This is a genomic window from uncultured Veillonella sp., from assembly GCF_963543145.1.
Lineage (GTDB): Bacteria > Bacillota > Negativicutes > Veillonellales > Veillonellaceae > Veillonella.
The window spans coordinates 58865-76533 of record NZ_CAUTZP010000010.1 but is presented as its reverse complement, the minus strand read 5'-3'; the positions used below and the strand labels follow the sequence as shown (position 1 = coordinate 76533).

General features: G+C 38.3%; 19 protein-coding genes. 2 read left to right on the top strand and 17 right to left on the bottom strand.

The features are described from left to right. Positions 1-69: 69 nt before the first annotated feature. From RWZ05_RS06000 to RWZ05_RS05985, 4 genes are read right to left on the bottom strand one after another with little or no spacing between them, the layout of a single operon-like run. A complete protein-coding gene (locus tag RWZ05_RS06000) occupies positions 70-465 on the bottom strand; it encodes a cytidine deaminase (RefSeq protein WP_314642929.1) in 396 nt (131 codons plus the stop codon). Between the two features lie 10 nt (positions 466-475). Next, complete coding sequence (locus RWZ05_RS05995; protein WP_314642927.1) at positions 476-1777, bottom strand: pyrimidine-nucleoside phosphorylase; 1302 nt, start codon at positions 1775-1777, stop codon at positions 476-478. A 53-nt stretch (positions 1778-1830) separates the two neighbouring features. After that, positions 1831-2493 (bottom strand): deoxyribose-phosphate aldolase, encoded by a 663-nt coding sequence (gene deoC / locus RWZ05_RS05990; RefSeq protein WP_314642926.1) that lies wholly within the window; start codon positions 2491-2493, stop codon positions 1831-1833. Between the two features lie 14 nt (positions 2494-2507). Then, a complete protein-coding gene (locus RWZ05_RS05985; protein WP_314642924.1) occupies positions 2508-3137 on the bottom strand; it encodes a 3'-5' exonuclease in 630 nt (209 codons plus the stop codon). Positions 3138-3325: 188 nt separating this feature from the next. Here RWZ05_RS05985 and pyrF point away from each other — a divergent pair, with 188 nt between their 5' ends. Together pyrF and pyrE are read left to right on the top strand one after the other, a co-directional pair. Then, positions 3326-4045: an orotidine-5'-phosphate decarboxylase gene (gene pyrF / locus RWZ05_RS05980; protein ID WP_314642923.1), complete on the top strand. Its 720-nt coding sequence runs from the start codon at positions 3326-3328 to the stop codon at positions 4043-4045. Continuing rightward, positions 4042-4629 (top strand): orotate phosphoribosyltransferase, encoded by a 588-nt coding sequence (pyrE, locus tag RWZ05_RS05975; RefSeq protein ID WP_314642922.1) that lies wholly within the window; start codon positions 4042-4044, stop codon positions 4627-4629. Before pyrF ends, pyrE begins: the two co-directional genes overlap by 4 nt. 182 nt (positions 4630-4811) lie before the next feature. On the opposite strand, the gene RWZ05_RS05970 is transcribed toward pyrE, so the two are convergent. The 13 genes from RWZ05_RS05970 to RWZ05_RS05910 form a co-directional block, all read right to left on the bottom strand. Next, positions 4812-5348, bottom strand: a complete 537-nt coding sequence (locus tag RWZ05_RS05970; RefSeq protein WP_314642921.1) for a hypothetical protein — start codon at positions 5346-5348, stop codon at positions 4812-4814. 126 nt (positions 5349-5474) lie between these two features. Further along, positions 5475-5918, bottom strand: coding sequence for a transcriptional regulator (locus tag RWZ05_RS05965; protein WP_314642920.1), 444 nt, complete (start codon positions 5916-5918; stop codon positions 5475-5477). A gap of 9 nt (positions 5919-5927) precedes the next feature. After that, the gene (locus RWZ05_RS05960; protein WP_314642918.1) at positions 5928-6503 is read right to left on the bottom strand and encodes an HAAS signaling domain-containing protein; all 576 of its coding nucleotides are present in this window, start codon (positions 6501-6503) and stop codon (positions 5928-5930) included. Then, positions 6490-6819 carry a PadR family transcriptional regulator gene (locus RWZ05_RS05955; RefSeq protein ID WP_314642916.1) on the bottom strand — a complete coding sequence of 110 codons (330 nt, stop codon included), beginning with the start codon at positions 6817-6819 and terminating at the stop codon, positions 6490-6492. Before RWZ05_RS05955 ends, RWZ05_RS05960 begins: the two co-directional genes overlap by 14 nt. Positions 6820-7120: 301 nt before the next feature. Continuing rightward, positions 7121-8218 (bottom strand): trypsin-like peptidase domain-containing protein, encoded by a 1098-nt coding sequence (locus RWZ05_RS05950; protein WP_314642914.1) that lies wholly within the window; start codon positions 8216-8218, stop codon positions 7121-7123. Between the two features lie 605 nt (positions 8219-8823). Further along, positions 8824-9513 (bottom strand): response regulator transcription factor, encoded by a 690-nt coding sequence (locus tag RWZ05_RS05945; RefSeq protein WP_004693664.1) that lies wholly within the window; start codon positions 9511-9513, stop codon positions 8824-8826. Next, the gene (locus RWZ05_RS05940) at positions 9510-10850 is read right to left on the bottom strand and encodes a HAMP domain-containing sensor histidine kinase (RefSeq protein WP_314642912.1); all 1341 of its coding nucleotides are present in this window, start codon (positions 10848-10850) and stop codon (positions 9510-9512) included. Before RWZ05_RS05940 ends, RWZ05_RS05945 begins: the two co-directional genes overlap by 4 nt. 403 nt (positions 10851-11253) lie before the next feature. Further along, positions 11254-12606 (bottom strand): pyruvate carboxylase subunit B, encoded by a 1353-nt coding sequence (locus tag RWZ05_RS05935; RefSeq protein WP_314642911.1) that lies wholly within the window; start codon positions 12604-12606, stop codon positions 11254-11256. 543 nt (positions 12607-13149) lie between these two features. Beyond that, complete coding sequence (locus tag RWZ05_RS05930) at positions 13150-13476, bottom strand: hypothetical protein (RefSeq protein ID WP_314642910.1); 327 nt, start codon at positions 13474-13476, stop codon at positions 13150-13152. Next, positions 13463-14635 (bottom strand): glycosyltransferase family 9 protein, encoded by a 1173-nt coding sequence (locus RWZ05_RS05925; RefSeq protein WP_314642908.1) that lies wholly within the window; start codon positions 14633-14635, stop codon positions 13463-13465. The genes RWZ05_RS05930 and RWZ05_RS05925 overlap by 14 nt, the downstream gene beginning before the upstream one ends. A 69-nt stretch (positions 14636-14704) precedes the next feature. Further along, positions 14705-15649, bottom strand: a complete 945-nt coding sequence (locus RWZ05_RS05920) for a hypothetical protein (RefSeq protein WP_314642907.1) — start codon at positions 15647-15649, stop codon at positions 14705-14707. Between the two features lie 8 nt (positions 15650-15657). Next, a complete protein-coding gene (locus tag RWZ05_RS05915) occupies positions 15658-16596 on the bottom strand; it encodes a phosphodiester glycosidase family protein (protein ID WP_314642906.1) in 939 nt (312 codons plus the stop codon). A gap of 11 nt (positions 16597-16607) precedes the next feature. Next, positions 16608-17429: a polysaccharide deacetylase family protein gene (locus tag RWZ05_RS05910; protein ID WP_314642905.1), complete on the bottom strand. Its 822-nt coding sequence runs from the start codon at positions 17427-17429 to the stop codon at positions 16608-16610. Positions 17430-17669 lie beyond the last annotated feature (240 nt).

The following is a 17669-nucleotide window of genomic DNA, read 5'->3' as shown; positions in this document are numbered from 1 at the left end:
AAGGGACTGTAACTAGAATGCGGTAAAACCGCATTCTGTTACAGCCCCTTTTATTGTCTAAAAATGTTTTTACATGCTATGTGCACCAAATCTAAAAGGTAATAGTTCATCTAGTTCAACTACTGTATACTCCCCTTTTAGATTTGCCATAATGATATGAGGTATTTCAAATTCAGATATTACCTGACGACAAGCCCCACAAGGCGAACAGGGCCCTTCCGTATCGGCTACTACCGCAAGGGCTTTAAACTTTTTATGACCTTCCGATACAGCCTTAAAGATAGCAGTACGCTCAGCACAGTTAGTAAGCCCATAGGAGGCATTTTCTATATTGCAACCTTCATAGATAGTGTCATCTTCACAAAGAAGTGCTGCACCTACACCGAAATGGGAATAGGGGCTATAGGACTTCTCTCTGGCGACAGCAGCACAATCGATAAGCTTTTGAATATGTTGTTCTGTCATAATCGGCTCCTTATTCCACGACATCGAGTATCGTATCTACTACTGTTGGTGCAGTTGTACCAAATGTAATAGCCTCTAAATATGTTGTACCTGCATTAGAGAGCAAGCTTTCATCAGAAGCATACAAAGTAGCAATACTTTCGCCGGATATTACAGAATCACCAGTTTTCTTATGCATCACGATACCTGCACTATAATCGATAGGTCCATCCTTGACGATACGCCCTGCACCAAGCATAACAGATGCAATACCGCATTGCTCAGTATTCATATGTGTAATATACCCATCTTGAGGAGCTGTTACATCATATGTATATTGACCAACGGCCAATAAGCTTTCATCATCGATAACTCGGCTGTCCCCACCTTGAGCGTCAATCATTTGTCGCAACCGTTCAAGACCAGCGCCCGAATCGAGAGCTTCTTGTACTCGACTAAGGGCTGTTTCATAATCACAGATATGGCTCAGTACAAGCATATGTGCAGCCATGATAACACATTCATGTGTTAAGTCCTGTGGTCCATGACCTTTCAACGTATTGATAACCTCTCGAATTTCCAAGGCATTACCGATGGCATGACCTAGAGGTCGATCCATATCGGTCAAAACAGCCTTTACGGAGCGACCATTTTCATTACCGATCTCTACCATAGCCTTCGCAAGAGCACGTGCATCGTCTAAGGTTTTCATAAAAGCGCCGCTACCAACCTTCACATCCAGGAGAATCGCTTGTGCACCAGAAGCCAATTTTTTGCTCATAACAGAGGATGCAATGAGTGGAATACTATCTACGGTACCCGTCACATCCCGCAAAGCGTAAAGCTGTTTGTCAGCTGGTGCCAATCCTTCGGACTGTCCAACAACAGCAAGACCAATTCTATTAACTTGATTGATAAAATCATCTTGTTCTAAAGATACTTTTAAGTTAGGAATGGACTCCATCTTGTCGATAGTACCGCCCGTATGACCTAAACCACGGCCAGACATTTTGGCAACCTTACCACCGCAAGCAGCCACAAGGGGCGCAATAATAAGCGTAGTCTTGTCTCCTACACCACCCGTACTATGTTTATCTACGGTAATGCCATCAACACTAGATAAATCTACCATATGACCAGATTGAGCCATAGCTAAGGTCAACGTTCCAAGCTCTCGAGCACTCATCCCATTAAACACAATGGTCATCAACAGAGCACTCACTTGATAATCAGGGATATCACCTTGTACATAACCATCGATGACAAAACGGATTTCCTCATCTGTTAAGGGCAAATTGGCTCTCTTTTTAAGAATAATATCATACATGCGCATAGTTACACCGCCATTCTAAGAAACCACCTAAGCATTGCCTAGGTGGTTTTCTTTTATACTTCTTCGTCTAAGTGATTTTTTAATAGCTCTACGGCTGCACTAGCGCCAATACGGTTACAGCCTTCTGCAATATAGGCTTTCATATCTGTAATAGAACGAATGCCACCAGCAGCCTTAATTTGTACATTAGGGCCAATATGCTTTTTAAAGAGTCTAATATCCTCAAGGCTAGCGCCACCGCTACCAAAGCCAGTAGAAGTTTTAATGTAGTCTGCCCCACCATCGGTGATACATTTGCAAAGGGCTACTTTTTCAGAATCGGTAAGATAACAAGTTTCGATAATAACCTTTAAGATCTTATCGCCACAAGCCTCTTTAAGGGCTGCAATTTCGTTTGTAACGGCTTCAAAATCACCTTGCTTTACATCGCCTAGGTTAATAACCATGTCGATTTCAGAGGCCCCTTCTTCAATGGCTTGTTTCGTTTCAGCTACCTTCACCTCTGTCGTTTCATACCCCAAAGGGAACCCGATAACAGTACATATGTTAAGTGTCGGATACGCTTCATGAGCAGATGCCACAAAATCAGGTGGAATACAAACGGATGCCGTTTTATACTTTACACCAGCATCGCAAACCTCTTTAATATCATCCCACGTAGCGGTTGGCCGCAGTAATGTATGATCTACATAAGCTAATAATTCTTTACCTAACATAGTACCTCTCCTAACTAAAAGAACGACATTTGCTCTGGTTCCGGCTCTTTATGTAAAGCCTCTTGGGCAGAGCGATTTTTTTCATCAATAAATGGCTCTAATGGTACACCTGTAACCTTTAACAAATCGGGCAAACTAGTAACACCTTTTACCTTAGCAGCCTCCAACACAACCTTTGCACATGTCTCCGCATCATCTAGCGCATAGTGATGTTTAAATTCAACTCCTATATAGGCTGCCATAGTATTCAACTTATGATTGACTAAATCTGGCCATACTGCACGTGAAAGTTTCACTGTACATGCATAATCGAGTTCCGGCCAAGGGATTTTATAATAATCTAAAGTAGCGCGCAATACGTTCATATCGAATTTCGCATTGTGAGCCACCATGATATTCCCTTTCAAATGGTTTTCATAAATAGCATTCCACAATTGATCAAAGGTCTTTTCATGTAAAACATCCTTAGGTTGAATGCCATGAATCTCAATACATTCATCATCAAAACTCATAAAAGGAGGTTTGATGAGGCTATATGCCTTTTTGGTAATTTGTCCGTCCTTTACGGTAATAACCGCTAAGGAGCACGCACTATTTTTAAATTTATTTGCTGTTTCAAAGTCTAATGCAACAAAATCTAACATAGGACTCCTTTCAAAATCTATATATAAGAATTATATTCATTTTCTCTACTTATTATAGCATGAAATAGACTATAATCTACTGTTCAAGGGTGACCAATAATCACCTCTTTCATACCAATTTTAATTGACAGATAGGCCCTTGGTATGTGAAAATTATTTAGATATATATGTAGTATGGAGGTTGCAACATGGCAGATGACAGATTAATCGTTGCCCTTGACGTATCCACGATGGATGCTGTGAAAGAAATCGTATTATCCCTCGGTGATGCGGTTAGCTTTTACAAGGTCGGAATGGAGCTATTCTACGCCGAAGGAGCAAAAACAATTCGCTTTTTACAAGAGCAAAACAAACAAGTATTTCTTGATTTAAAATTGCACGATATTCCAAACACCGTAGCCCATGGCGTTTCTTCCTTAACACGTCTCGGCGCTAGTTTGATCACTTTGCATGGTCAAGGTGGCCCTGTCATGATGAAAGCCGCTGTAGAGGCAGCTCGTGAAAGCGGAGAAACACTAGGCGTTGAACGACCAAAATTATTGGCTATCACTGCTCTAACTAGTTTCGACGATGAATCTTGGACTGCTATCGGTGGTCAACTACCTATTTCTGACCAAGTAATTCGCCTTGCTAAGCTTGCTAAAGATTGCGGTATGGACGGTGTTGTATGCTCTGCCTTAGAAGCCAAAATGATTCGAGAAGCATGTGGTGATGATTTCCTTATCGTAACGCCTGGTATTCGTCCTTCCTTTGCAACAACAGACGACCAAAAACGCGTTGCTACACCTGCTAGCGCATTACAAGATGGTGCATCTCGCCTCGTTATCGGACGCCCTATTACACAAGCTGAAAATCCTCGTGAAGCGGTTCGTTTAATTATTGAAGAAATGGAGAACGTATCCATATGATGAAAGAACAAGAAGTAAAACAATTACTCATCGACACTCAAGCTATTTTAGAAGGTCACTTCCTTTTAACATCTGGACTCCACAGCCCAATGTACGTTGAAAAATTCAACGTGTTGCAACACCCAAAATATACTGAAACACTTTGTAAAGAATTAGCTGAACGCTTCCGCGATCAAAACGTAGAGCTTGTTATTGGCCCTATGACTGGTGGCATCCTATTAGCTCATGAAGTTGGTAAAGCTCTTGGCACACGTGCAATCTTTACAGAACGCGAAAAAGGCGTTATGACATTGCGTCGTGGTTTCAAAATCGAACCAGGTACTCGCGTACTTATCGTGGAAGACATCGTAACAACTGGTGGTTCCGTACAAGAAGTAGTTAACGTAGTTAACCAATCCGGTGGTGAAATCGTAGGCGTAGGCTTGCTCGTTAACCGCTCCGGTGGTAAAGCAGAGTTCGGCGTGCCGCACGACAAAGTACAAGCATTGCTAAACCTTGAAGTTCCAACATACAAACCTGAAGAATGCCCTCTTTGTAAAGATGGCGTGGGTATGACAGAACGCGGTTCTAAACATATTAAATAAAATATACACAAAAAGAGCTCCTTCACTGAGGAGCTCTTTTTGTTTGTGTGTAGTTATTGTGTGTAAGAGAGAGATTCTGATACGAGTGTATCACATAGAGTGTGTGGCTCTACGGTGGCCATGAATGCACTTTCATGACCACGTCTCTATTTAGTGTTCAGAGAGAGAATCCAATAAGAGTATTATTGGTGTTGTGTAGTTTGTGATGCGCCTTGCTCCATTGGTGGTTGTGGAGCATTGACATTAGGCTGACCACCTTGAGGTGGTTGGCCTTGTGGTGGCATTTGATGATTATGGCCTTGTGGTCTCATTTGATGATTTTGGCCATTTGGTCTTATTTGATGTTGTTGATCTTGTGGTCTCATTTGATGTTGTTGACCTTGTGGTCTCATTTGGTGATTTTGACCTTCTGGTCTCATTTGATGTGGTTGACCTTCTGGTCTCATTTGGTCACCATCAACATGTGGAGGCATATTATCATCTTGATGATTCATTGGCATATGCCCCATTCGATGTTGACCATGCATTTGATTATTTTGACATTCTGATGGCATATCACCTTTTTTATCTTGGAAATTGTTTACATCACGATTTCGTTCTACCAATAAGTTCATTTTGATAGGTTCATTATTATTTTGTACATCATTAGCAGAAGCAAATGTTACCCCGCCAATCCCACATGCTGCTGTTAATACTGTAGCAATTAAAATTTTTTTCATATTTTTACCTCTATCTAATATTTAAATACGATGAAACCAACGATATCCTCAGATATATCTAACGCTATATCTCTTTTAATACCCTTAAAATATATGGCTCAATATATGTTATTAGCTTCCTGTATTTTATTGAGCTTGTGTCTCACTATTAGGTGCTTGTTGTGGAGCATTACCATTAGGCTGACCACCTTGAGGTGGTTGGCCTTGTGGTGGTTGGCCTTGTGGTGGTTGGCCTTGTGGTGGCATCTGATTTTGTGGTACTACTTGTCCATTTTGACCTTGTGGCGCCATTTGACCATTTTGATTTTGTGGAGGTACATGTCCATTTGGTGGCATATTTTGACCAGTGTTTGAACCTTGACCATCTTGTGGTGCTTGTTGCCCTTTACCATCCATCATATGTTTATCCATATGTTTATTAGGACCATCATGTTTATGTGGTTTTCTAAACTGTTGTTCGTTTGTTTTCATCCATTCGCCAAAATTAGGCAGATCATTAACTGCAAAAGATGTCCCAGCCCCAACCGCACAGATTACGGTTAGAATGGCAGCAATTATAATTCGTCTCATAGGTCCTCCTTAATCTATATTTTGAAAGTAACGCTCACGTACACCGCGAAGTTCAATGCCAACAAAGATACATACTAGACCTCCGAAAAGACCTACCCCACCAAGTGCTACTAATGTTACTATAGATAATGCTGGGAATGCCGTTACATTCTCAAATGGTTGCCAAGAACTACCTAATAAATATAGGATTGCTGGCGTAATAATAAATATTAAAACCCCTACAATATATGATAAAGCACTACCAATCGATAGTAATGTTTTAGATGCTTTTTTAGCCATTCCTGGCAACTGTGGTAACAAGCGCTCTTTGTAATCTTCAAATCTAGCGTTGATAGCATCCATATTAACAGATTTACTTTCACCGCCATCTTGAGACAATGTATCTGTAATAATACCTGCATCAACATAAGAAGCGTAGATTTCCTCTGGAGTCCCTAATGATTTAATAATTTCACTATCTGAAAGGCCTTTTTCATATCCTACAGAAAAGTGCTCTTCATAAACCTCAATAATACTCTCTACATCAGCTACGCGTGCTTTTTTGAAAATATTACGCAGCGCTTCTAAAAAACTATTTTTGTTCATTATAGTCGACTCCTTTCAATAGGATATTGATAATGCCAGAAAATTCATCCCATTCTTGGCGCATCTTATTGTACGCTGCACGCCCATCATCTGTAATATGATAGTATTTTCGGGATGGTCCCGAAGAGGACTCTTTTAAATATGTTTCAACATACTTTTCTTTTTTTAATCTGTTAAATAATGGATATATAGTTCCTTCTGAAATTTCAATATACTCTGAAATAGTACTAACAATTTCATATCCATAGCGATCGCTTTGTGTTAATAATGCTAGTACAAGCATGTCCATAACACCTTTTTTTAATTGAACTTGCATAGTTCCTCCCTTTAGGCTGCGCCTACCTGCCAATGTGAAAGCTCTCTTACGGTCACTATCTTGTACTGACAAATACATAATAACATAAGGTACCTAGTAATACAAGGTACCTTTCAAAAAAAATATTTTTACAAAATCTAAATTTTTAAATTCAATATTATATAAACACAGATAAAATCTAGTTTTATAGAGATAAAAAATCATTCAACTTTCACGGGAAATTTCTTCTTATATATATTCTTGAAAAACTTTGGATGTTATATGACAAAAAAGTCCTCATCCAAAGATGAGGACTTTCTATTTATTTTGAAGATGCTTGGCCTAATTTAAGCTCTGCGCTCTTCATATTACCGTTATGAGTATAAGTTACTAAAATTGTATCTCCAGGGCTTTTAGCGTCGATTTGTTCTTTTAATTCAAGTAATGTGGTAATGTCTTTACCATCAACTTGAGTAATGATATCCCCTTCTACAAGTCCAGCTTGTGCAGCAGGACCATTTGAGTCAAGTTGAACGATAAGAAGTCCATCCCCTTCATAGTTTACATTATTTCGAGCTGCCGTTTGACGATCTACAGCCCACACACCGATATAGGGGCGAATGACCTTACCATTTTTAATGATAGAATCAACGATAGACATAGCCGAATTAATAGGAATAGCAAAACCCATACCTTCAATGCCTTCTTTAGAGATTTTAGAGCTATTAATGCCTATCAATTCACCATCCGCATTGATGAGAGCACCACCAGAATTACCTGGATTGATGGCTGCATCGGTTTGAATCAATCGGAATCGTTGGCCTTGCTCATCAATAGTACGTGCTAATGCACTGATGACACCAGATGTAACAGAGCCTTTAAACTCAAGCCCTAAAGGATTGCCAATAGCGATAGCAGGTTCACCTACCTGTAAAGAATCGGAATCACCAATTTTAATAGGTTTAATATCTTTTGGAGGTTTAATCCTAACAACAGCTAAGTCGGTCTGTGAATCTGTACCAATAACTGTACCTGTTACAGTACTACCATCAGATAGCGATACAGTAACCTCACCATTTTGAGCACCTGCCACAACGTGATTATTTGTTACAATATGACCTTCACCATCTATAAGTACACCAGATCCGACACCTTCACCAGCATAAATAGTACGATTAAAAATATCCTTTTGGAATACTTTTGTTGTAATCCCCACGACTGCAGGACCAGCTTCTTTAACAGCTTGCACGACATAGGTATTACGTGTATCAGTAATAGGTTTAGATTGTTTTGTTTGTTCTTTTACTGTTGTTTGTTGTGTATGACTAGGACTACCGAAGAAATAGTATCCACCACCCACACCAATACCTAAGGCAAGGACACAGGCAATAACTGTTTTCTTATATTTTGGAAAATTCATGTTCATCTCCTTGTTATTCTAATATTATCTTAATTATCTCATCAATGATTACTAATGCTCTAGGTAGTTCTATTATATTATTAGAAATTATCTGACATTATTTGACATTTTTAATACTACATAGAGGTCTTAACAAAATCCAATACACAATCAATTTTATAAAACCAATTATGATGAATTCATTATAGTACTCTTGCTTTCACAATGCAAGATAATAATATATTAAAACAATAAAAAATATAATGACTAAAAAATAACTACACAGCTATAGAAAAACATAAAGGGCATTCACTAGCCGTCGCTAGCAAATGCCCTTTATGCATATAGTTTGAGAGTGTAAGGACTGTTGAGAGAGAGAGAGTATATGTGATCTAGATAAGCTTGAGAGAGAACTTATTAAGAGAGAGAAGTTTAGTTATGACTTATCTAGTATCATAAGTCAGCCTTACCTAGATAAGTATACATGGAATATCTAAACTATCAAAGGAAGTATATAAACAATTCTTAAATCTTTGATTATATCTATATAATAATTTCACAACAAACTCATATTTAATCAACAGCCACGAATAACGTGAGTATAATGTGAATACTCATGTAGGTTATTAAACAAATTTATAACCTACCCCCCAAACTGTAATAATATGCTTACTATCGGATGGATTATCCTCAATTTCTTCACGTAAACGATTGATGTGTACCGCTACCGTAGCATAGTCACCATAGGAGTCAAGGCCCCATACACGAGAATACAATTCTTCTTTGCTAAATACGATATCACGGTTACGCATCAAGAATTCTAACAATTGGAATTCTTTCTTTTTAAGATGAACCTCTTTTTCATTCACCCATACTTTCATCATCTTAGGATCAAGGCGAATTTCACCGGATTGAATCGCATTAGTTTCCATTGCATCGCGCTCAGTTAAGCGTTTATATTGTGCCAACATAGCTTTAATTTTTGCAATCAATACAGATGGAGAGAATGGTTTTTCGATATAGTCATCAGCACCTACACCGAGGCCACGGATTTTATCGATATCATCAAGACGAGCCGTTACCATAACGATTGGCACGCGAACTTTGTCACGAATTTGACGGCAAACTTCAAAGCCATCCATTTCTGGTAACATAACATCAAGAATGATAAGGTCTACAGGAGTATTTAAGGCTGCTTCGATACCATCTGTACCATTTGTCATAATAGTTACATCGTAACCTGCCACCATTAAATAATCACGTTCAATATTGGCAATATCCAAATCGTCTTCAATAATTAAGATATGTTCACTCATGATTCTTCTCCTTGCTTAGGAAATTCTAATATAATACGTAGACCATGGGGTCTTACATTTTCAATCACAACTCGGCCTTCAAAGATTTCCATAATTCGACGAATAATCGATAATCCCAGGCCACTACCTTCTTGTGGGTTCGTACGGGATGAATCAACACGGTAGAACGGGCGCATCAATCGCTCTAGAGATTCTGGTGGTACCCCTGGACCATCATCGCTGATGACACAGTATACAAAATCATCATCACTAGTTACATCAATAATACAATGCCCTAAATCAGCCATTTTATACTTAGCACTATTGTTTAATACATTTTGTAACACACGCTGTAACAATTGTGGGTTTGCATTGATGAACGCAGTTTCCGTAGCTATCCGAGCCTTAATTTCAAGACCTCTCGATTGATACGGTGCTAGATGATCTTCTACAAAGTCTCTCACATACTGACCTAGTTCAATTTGCTCAGATGGACGAGATTCTTTTTTGTAATTCAATGTAGTAATAAGGAATAATTCCTCTAACATCGAATCTAAATCATTAGCGCGTTTCAAAATAATACCCATGTATCGCTTTTGTTGCTCCTCTGTTGGTGCAATGCCATCACGAACACCTTCTGCATAAGCTTTAATAGCTGTCAGTGGCGTTCGAATATCATGGGAGATACCAGCGAGCAATTCTTTTTGCTGTTCTTGCTCCATTTCAATCTGACGATTTGCCATCTCCAATGATTTTGTCATGTTCTTAACATGAATCATAATAAAGCGTGTAACAAATCGGGTGATTGCAAAGAATGTAACAATAAAGAGCAATATAGAAACTATAATAATATAGAAAGACACAGATTCCATCAAGCTATCACTACCATGGGTAGCACGCTTAACAGCAATATGATATACGTAGGCATGACGCCCATCATATTTTCGCATTTCATAAACGAAAGTATTATTAGACTGATACACAATGCCCTGTAACTCAGGGTTTACATCGATAAGGCCAACGATAGCAGATGCACCGTAGATTTGAGGATTACCATAGGTATACACCAACTTTCCTTGATCTAGCACCTCTACGTATACTTCCTTAGGATCAAATAGGCTGTAGCTAGGTTTTACCAAACTATCTATTAAGTTGTTTTCTAACCCATAAAAGGTAATTGTTTCAGCGATTCGACTGACACTTTTAAACTGTTGTTCCTGCTCAATACGCAAATAGTAACCGGCATTAGCCAAGATGCGCAAACCTGTAAAATATAGCAAAAATAAGATTATTGCTATTAAAATAGGTACAACAAAGAGCACAATATTGGATATCCAAATTCGTATTTGTAAATTCACAGGGTTACCTCAATATCATAAATAGTAGATACTTCTTATAGTTTACGCTATTTTTAATAGTTAAAGCAAGTAAAATAGCAAAAAACACAATATAATTTTCACATTTCTTTCATCGTCAGTTTATAATTAACAGATTATACAAGGGTTCTTCACCCCTTTTAGTATCTAATACTTTTTATTATACACATATTTTTACACGCATCCGGGTATCTTTTTCAATTGTTAATTGTTTGCTTATCTTATACATATAACTTGAGAAGTAAGTACAACTAATAGAAGATCATCTATATTTTTTATAAAAAATCTAAATTATAAAATATAAAACAACTATTGAAACCCTTCACTTTACAATTTTAGGTGCAAAAAAAAGAGGACTCCTAAGAATCCTCTTTTATACTTTGGATTAACGACGGTTAGCTTCGAAGAAGTTAATAGCAACTTCTGGGAACATAGCGTATGTTAATACATCTTCTTCAGTGATGTTTTTGTAACCTTTAGAGTTCAAGTCTTCAGTGTAGCCTGCCAATTCAGGTTCGATAAGATCTGCTGGACGGCAAGTGATAGGTTCTTCATCGCCGATAATAGTATGACGAATTTCGTCAGAAATTTTACCAGGCAACGCACCGTATTTACCACGTACAAGGTCTTTAACTTCGTTAGGAACCATTTTATAACGGTCGCCCATCATAACGTTCATCATAGCCATTGTACCAACGATTTGAGATGTTGGAGTTACCAATGGAGGGTAACCCAAGTCTTCACGTACGCGTGGCATTTCATCCATTACGTCGAAGAAGCGATCACCCATACCCATTTCGTTCAATTGGTTTTGAGTATTGGACAACATACCGCCAGGAATTTGGTAACGACGAACAGCTGGGATTACATCGCTAGCTGGTTTCAAGTTGAATTCTTCAGCGATTTGTTGTTTTACTTTACGGAAGTGGTCAACTAATGGAATGTATTTATCAAGATCAAGGCCAAGATCCCATTCAGTACCTTTAAACATTTCGATCATAGTTTCAGTAGCTGGTTGGCTAGTTGCATGAGCGAATGGAGAGATAGCAGTATCGATGATATCTACGCCAGCTTTAGCAGCTTCCCAGTATGTAGTGCTTGCAAGACCGCAAGTGAAATGGCTGTGCAAGTCGATTGGCAATTCGCCAAAACGTTTTTTGAATGTGGAAACCAAATCATATGCATCAGCAGGTCCTAACAAACCGGACATATCTTTAATACAAAGGGAATCAGTACCCATTTCTACTAAAGTTTCTGCTACTTTCAAGAAGCTTTCAGTTGTATGAACTGGGGAAATTGTGTATACCATAGCGGATTGAACGTGTGCGCCTGCTTTTTTGGAGTATTTAATAGCAGCTTCCATATTACGAGGGTCGTTCAATGCATCGAAAATACGGATACGGTCAATACCATTTTTTACAGCAGCTTTACAGAATGCTTCTACTACATCATCAGAATAATGTTTGTAGCCCAACAAGTTTTGGCCACGAAGTAACATTTGTAGTGGTGTATTTTTTACATTAGCTTTTAATTTACGAAGGCGTTCCCATGGATCTTCATTCAAGAAACGAAGACAGCTGTCATAAGTAGCGCCGCCCCAACATTCAAGAGCTTCATAACCAATTTCATCTAAAAGGCCAAGCACTGGTTCCATTTGTTCATAACGCATGCGTGTTGCCAAAATAGATTGATGACCGTCACGAAGAACGGTTTCGCAGATTCTTAATTTTTTAGCCATGTTAATCCTCCAAATCGAAATAGCCCGGGCATGTAATTTTATACATCCACAACAAAACTATCTCATACCTATTTTTTTACGATTTTTTTAGCACTTGCTCACACAAGCAACTTTGCTATATATCGTTAAGACATACTTATATTAGACTACTTATAGAATTCTTTGTCAACAACTATATTATGCTATTTACTCATAAATTCATGTGCCTAAAGATGATTTTTTCGTGATAGAAATCACACAAAACTACAAAAGAGCTAGCTTTTAGCGTGTATGTTTAATCAAATCAATTTCTCTGTAATTGCTCTTTTTAATGAGAAACTAAAAATTATACCGTAATAATTTTTAGTTATTATTAAAAAGGCTTCAAAGCATATCGGCATTTATAAATGTAGTAATTCGATAAACGTAGGTACACTTATAAGCTTATCAATTTTATTGATAATACAGCCTCCTACGACAACTACATAAATATACAAAAGAACATGCCCATTTATGGACAGGTTCAGGTTTATTCTTAATTGTTAATAATCCCTATTATACAAATTATTTTTCAGGTTTAACCTTTTTAGGTGCCGTTTCAAGAACGATATTCTTACCATCTCGTTTTACTTGAATAGAGAAGGCGCCTTCACCTTCTTTGAAGTATTCCATCTTGATGTCGAGAAGCATTTTACCAATCATAGTCTCCACTTTTTCAGTTAAGAACTCACGATAGAAAGCATCTTCCTTTTGCTTAGGACTTTGATGAACTATAGGCTTTTTAGCTGACCGTTCCATATCAAGCATAGTATCTTCAAAATTTTCTGTATCTTTAAAGTTTTTCAACATATCCGCATCGGATAAGCCTTTTTGAATTTTAAACTTTGCCATTTCTATCTCCTATCAATTCAAAAATTGCCTTTTTAACACGTACTGGTTCAATACCAGACATACAATATTGATTAGGCTTAGGACAACGTCGTTTACGACAACCTAAACAATCTAATTCATCATTTACAAGCACCTTAAAGGTCCCCGTTAGTGGCCCCCACAATTTAGGATCTGTAGGTCCAAAGAGAGCTACTACAGGCTTATTTAGAGCCAATGCTATGTGCAAGGATCCCGTGTCAGCCGTAACTACTACGTCACAGCTTTCAATTAAGGCGCCTACATCTTGAAGTGTCGTCTTCCCTAGCATATTCAGCATAATCTGATCAATGCCTTCAGTGGCCAAAGAGTCCATTAAAGGTTTGTATTGTGTCGCCTCTTTAGGGCCGCCTAAGCAAACTAAATTAGCTCTATATTGTAGCGATTTAATAAGGGAATACCATTTTTCTTGAGGCCACTCTTTCGTCGCCCAAGACGTACCTAAGACCAATCCCACACGTAGAGGTTTTTCTACTTCACCACGATTTAAAGACATATGATTATCAATCGTTTTCCACTGTTCTTCTGCCCAAGCATGTAACGTTGATGGTACATAGAAATCCATATGATACATTTTCTTAGCACTAACGCTATTTAATGGTTTAGGTTCCAGACTAGAATCAACAACTTTAAGAGGCGTATCTAAATCAGCATGTTTTGTAATAGCCTCTTTTAAAAGTTGTGCCACCTCAACATAACGCTTAATAACATGGTCTGTACTCGGCTTTGCTTTATAGTTTGTAAATAACCAATTTAGCTCTTTTGTACCACCAAGTCCTAAGCGAATAGGCGCACCAGAAGCCAATAAAACAAGACCGGTTATAAGTCGACCTTGCACATCAACAGCCACATCAAACTTGTAGGGCTCTAATTTAGCTTTAAGTTCCCACCACATGCGCCACATTGTCGGGATATGCAGTTTTTTAGAATGTGCCTCGTATTCATCCCGTTCCCAGGGAATAATTTCATCTACATAGGGATTACCTTCTAGCAGCTCTACCATACTTGGTGTTACAATCCAGTGTAGCTTAGCATCTGGATACTCTTCTTTGATCCAACGTGCCGCAGGTGTAGCATGCAGTATATCTCCAATGTAGCTAAGGCGTACAAATAATATATTCATAGATATCCTTATGGTACATACAATATAGGAATAAAGCCTTTATAATGAAGCATTATAAAGGCTTTTTTCTTAAGATTTCTTTTTACTGTCACTACTGGAGGATTTAGTAGATGTATCATCTTCTGTTACCTTCGTAGTTTCGTCACTACCATTCTTGATGATGTCTTTTACTTCAGACAATTTTAATTCATTGAAAGTAGTAGGATGATTGTATTTGTAAACTGGTTTGAAACCTACACCTAATTTGCCTGTGTAAACAGTCAATGCATTATTGTCCTCATCAACACGAGCAATATAGATTGTCTTATCTGTATCAACACCAATTAAGCGGAAACGCCCTGGTGGATTAATAACACGCCAGCCCCCTTCGATACCATTAAACATAAAGATATCGCCAGTTTTAACATTATCATAGAAGAATATATCTTCATCGTAGAATACACCGATATGACCAATATCAGTAGCTTGCATATATACCCGACGCGTATCGTAGTTAGCATCTGTACGATAGATTCGATATGTATTTTCCTGAACTTTGACCTTCATGTATACTACATTTGTCGCTTCAGAGTATGCAACATCTACGATTTTACTACCTTTTGGTAAGTCTTCAAGCTTGGTATCCACTTCATGCTCTGGATCATCTGCATTGAGTCGAGCCATAACAACACCGCGAGAGTCGTATAGACCCATGATGGCATAGTTGCGATCTGGCATCCAGTCAAAGTAACTGATAGAACGCCCTTTCAAATCTATCGTTGTAGGCTTACTTTCATTAGCCTTGTAGATTTTCAAAGAGTTTTCTGTAACTACCGCCATAAATTGACGGTCGTAAGATACATATTTAGTACCTTCCTTTACATCAGGGAAATTTTTAGTATCATCTTTTGACGCACCTGCTACGTTAAATTCCGTAGTCGGTGCAAACATATATTGATCAAGGTATAAATATATACCACCTTGCAGAAGAATACCTACCGCAAAGGCGCTCAGTACACGCGTAAAAGGTTTCATTTATCCTCCTATTTCACGATAAACGCCGTTGGGATCATGCGTTCCCCTAACAAATCGGCTGGTTTGTTCACCACTTTACCATTGAGGTATAAGGTAGAACTTGAACCACCATCTAAATTTGCTGCAATATAGCAGCCCTTTTCATAGAGAATATCTTGTACATCACGCAAGGTAGCACCAATGGAGTACCCCGGTTGGCGACCATCGATTACGAGGAATAATACTGTACCATCTTTCTTTTGCCCGATAGCAGTACGTGGGCCTACGCCCCAGCCACCATCACCTTCAGTAATCATCTTCTTACCATCGACGATAAGAGGCGGACCAAAGGTAATACCTTCCATGGCTTTCATATCCGCAAGTTGAGTTTTATTGTAGTTGCCAGCAATAAGGTTACCAGATTTAGAGAAACCTACAAAGTCTACAGCTTCATCAGGGCCTACATCCTGGCCAATAGTGAACTCACCATCTTGCAAAATAAAACCATAAGGCAAACGACCTGTACCAGTACCATTAGGATCATGGAAACCACCGCCGTTAATAGCTGCTACCGCATTATTCATTTTAGCAATATTACTTGTAGTATCGCCCTTTTCTTGAATGTTAGCCGCTGTACCTACTTGAATACGACGAGGATCTGGAATTTCTAAGATATAGCCTACATAACGAGCAGACTGAATTCTTTCAAGATTCAAAGACTTGTCTTCACGTGCATTAAACTTGAATAAATCTTGGCTTTTAACAACCCCAACAGTTCCCAAAATAGATTGCAGTTCTTCTTCATTGAACAGCCACGTAATGTAATGAGGATGACGAGATTGTAAGACAGCACCGATAACGGCACGTTTTACATTATTAAATGGTCCAAAGAGCACCACGAATGGTGAAGTCACAATGGTAAATAAAAACACCATGATGATGAACTTTACCCAATTCTTTTTGAACAATGTATTTCTCCTTATAAATTAGTGTAATGCTCGGTGCTAATGCGTTCTTCGAAATGCTTGATATCTACCGCATTACCTACCCAAACACGCAAAATGTTATATGGATTATCACCAGTATGGGCCCAGCCAGATTTCATAGCCATCGCCATTTTTATACCAGCCTTTTTAGCTGCTGATTCTGTGAATTCATTTTTATCTCCATATGGATAGCAGAACCAAGGATTATCCTTGATGCCCACCTCTTTAGCCAATGCTTCTTGAGCCTTTGTGATATTTTCAATTTGTTTCTCTTTGGATAATTGGCCCATTTCTATATGTTGGAAACCATGGTTAGAAATAGTGATACCATTTTTGTGCATTTCACGCACTTGATCCCAAGTTAAACGCGTTCCAATATCGCCAGGATTGATAAATACAGTGGCTGGGAATCCATACTCTTTCATGAGCGGATATACGATTGTATATGTATCTGCATAACCGTCATCAAAGGTTAAAACAACTGGTTTTTCAGGCACTGCAGCACCATTTACAACGTAATCATACAATTGGTCCATCGTCAATGGATTATAGCCATTATCCTTGAGGAATTTCATTTGTTCTCGGAACAAATCCTCTCGAATAACCGCATCATTATCTTTATCGTCGCCGATTTTATGATACATAAGGACAGGAATGCCTGTTGGATGCACCATCTTAACGTCTTTTACAGCTGCCGATTGATTAACGGGCTTTACTTGACTCGTTTGTTCTGTTTTCTGTGAGAGCAATCCACAACCAGCCACAATCATTGCCAAAGCCACAACTAATAGTATTACTAATGGAATCCGTTTCATAGGTCCTCCTCTATCAGAACATAATTATATACAGAATATTATAACATTTTTAGGTGGAATGTTATAATATTTCTAGAAAAAATATTATAACATTTCTAGGAAGAATATTATAACATTTCTAGGAAAAATAGTAAAAACTCCACCCCATATATGTATAGCTAAAACAGATGATTTGTAGCCTAAAACAGATGATTTGTAGCCTAAAAAGATATATCCTCTAAAATATCTTTAACGATACTT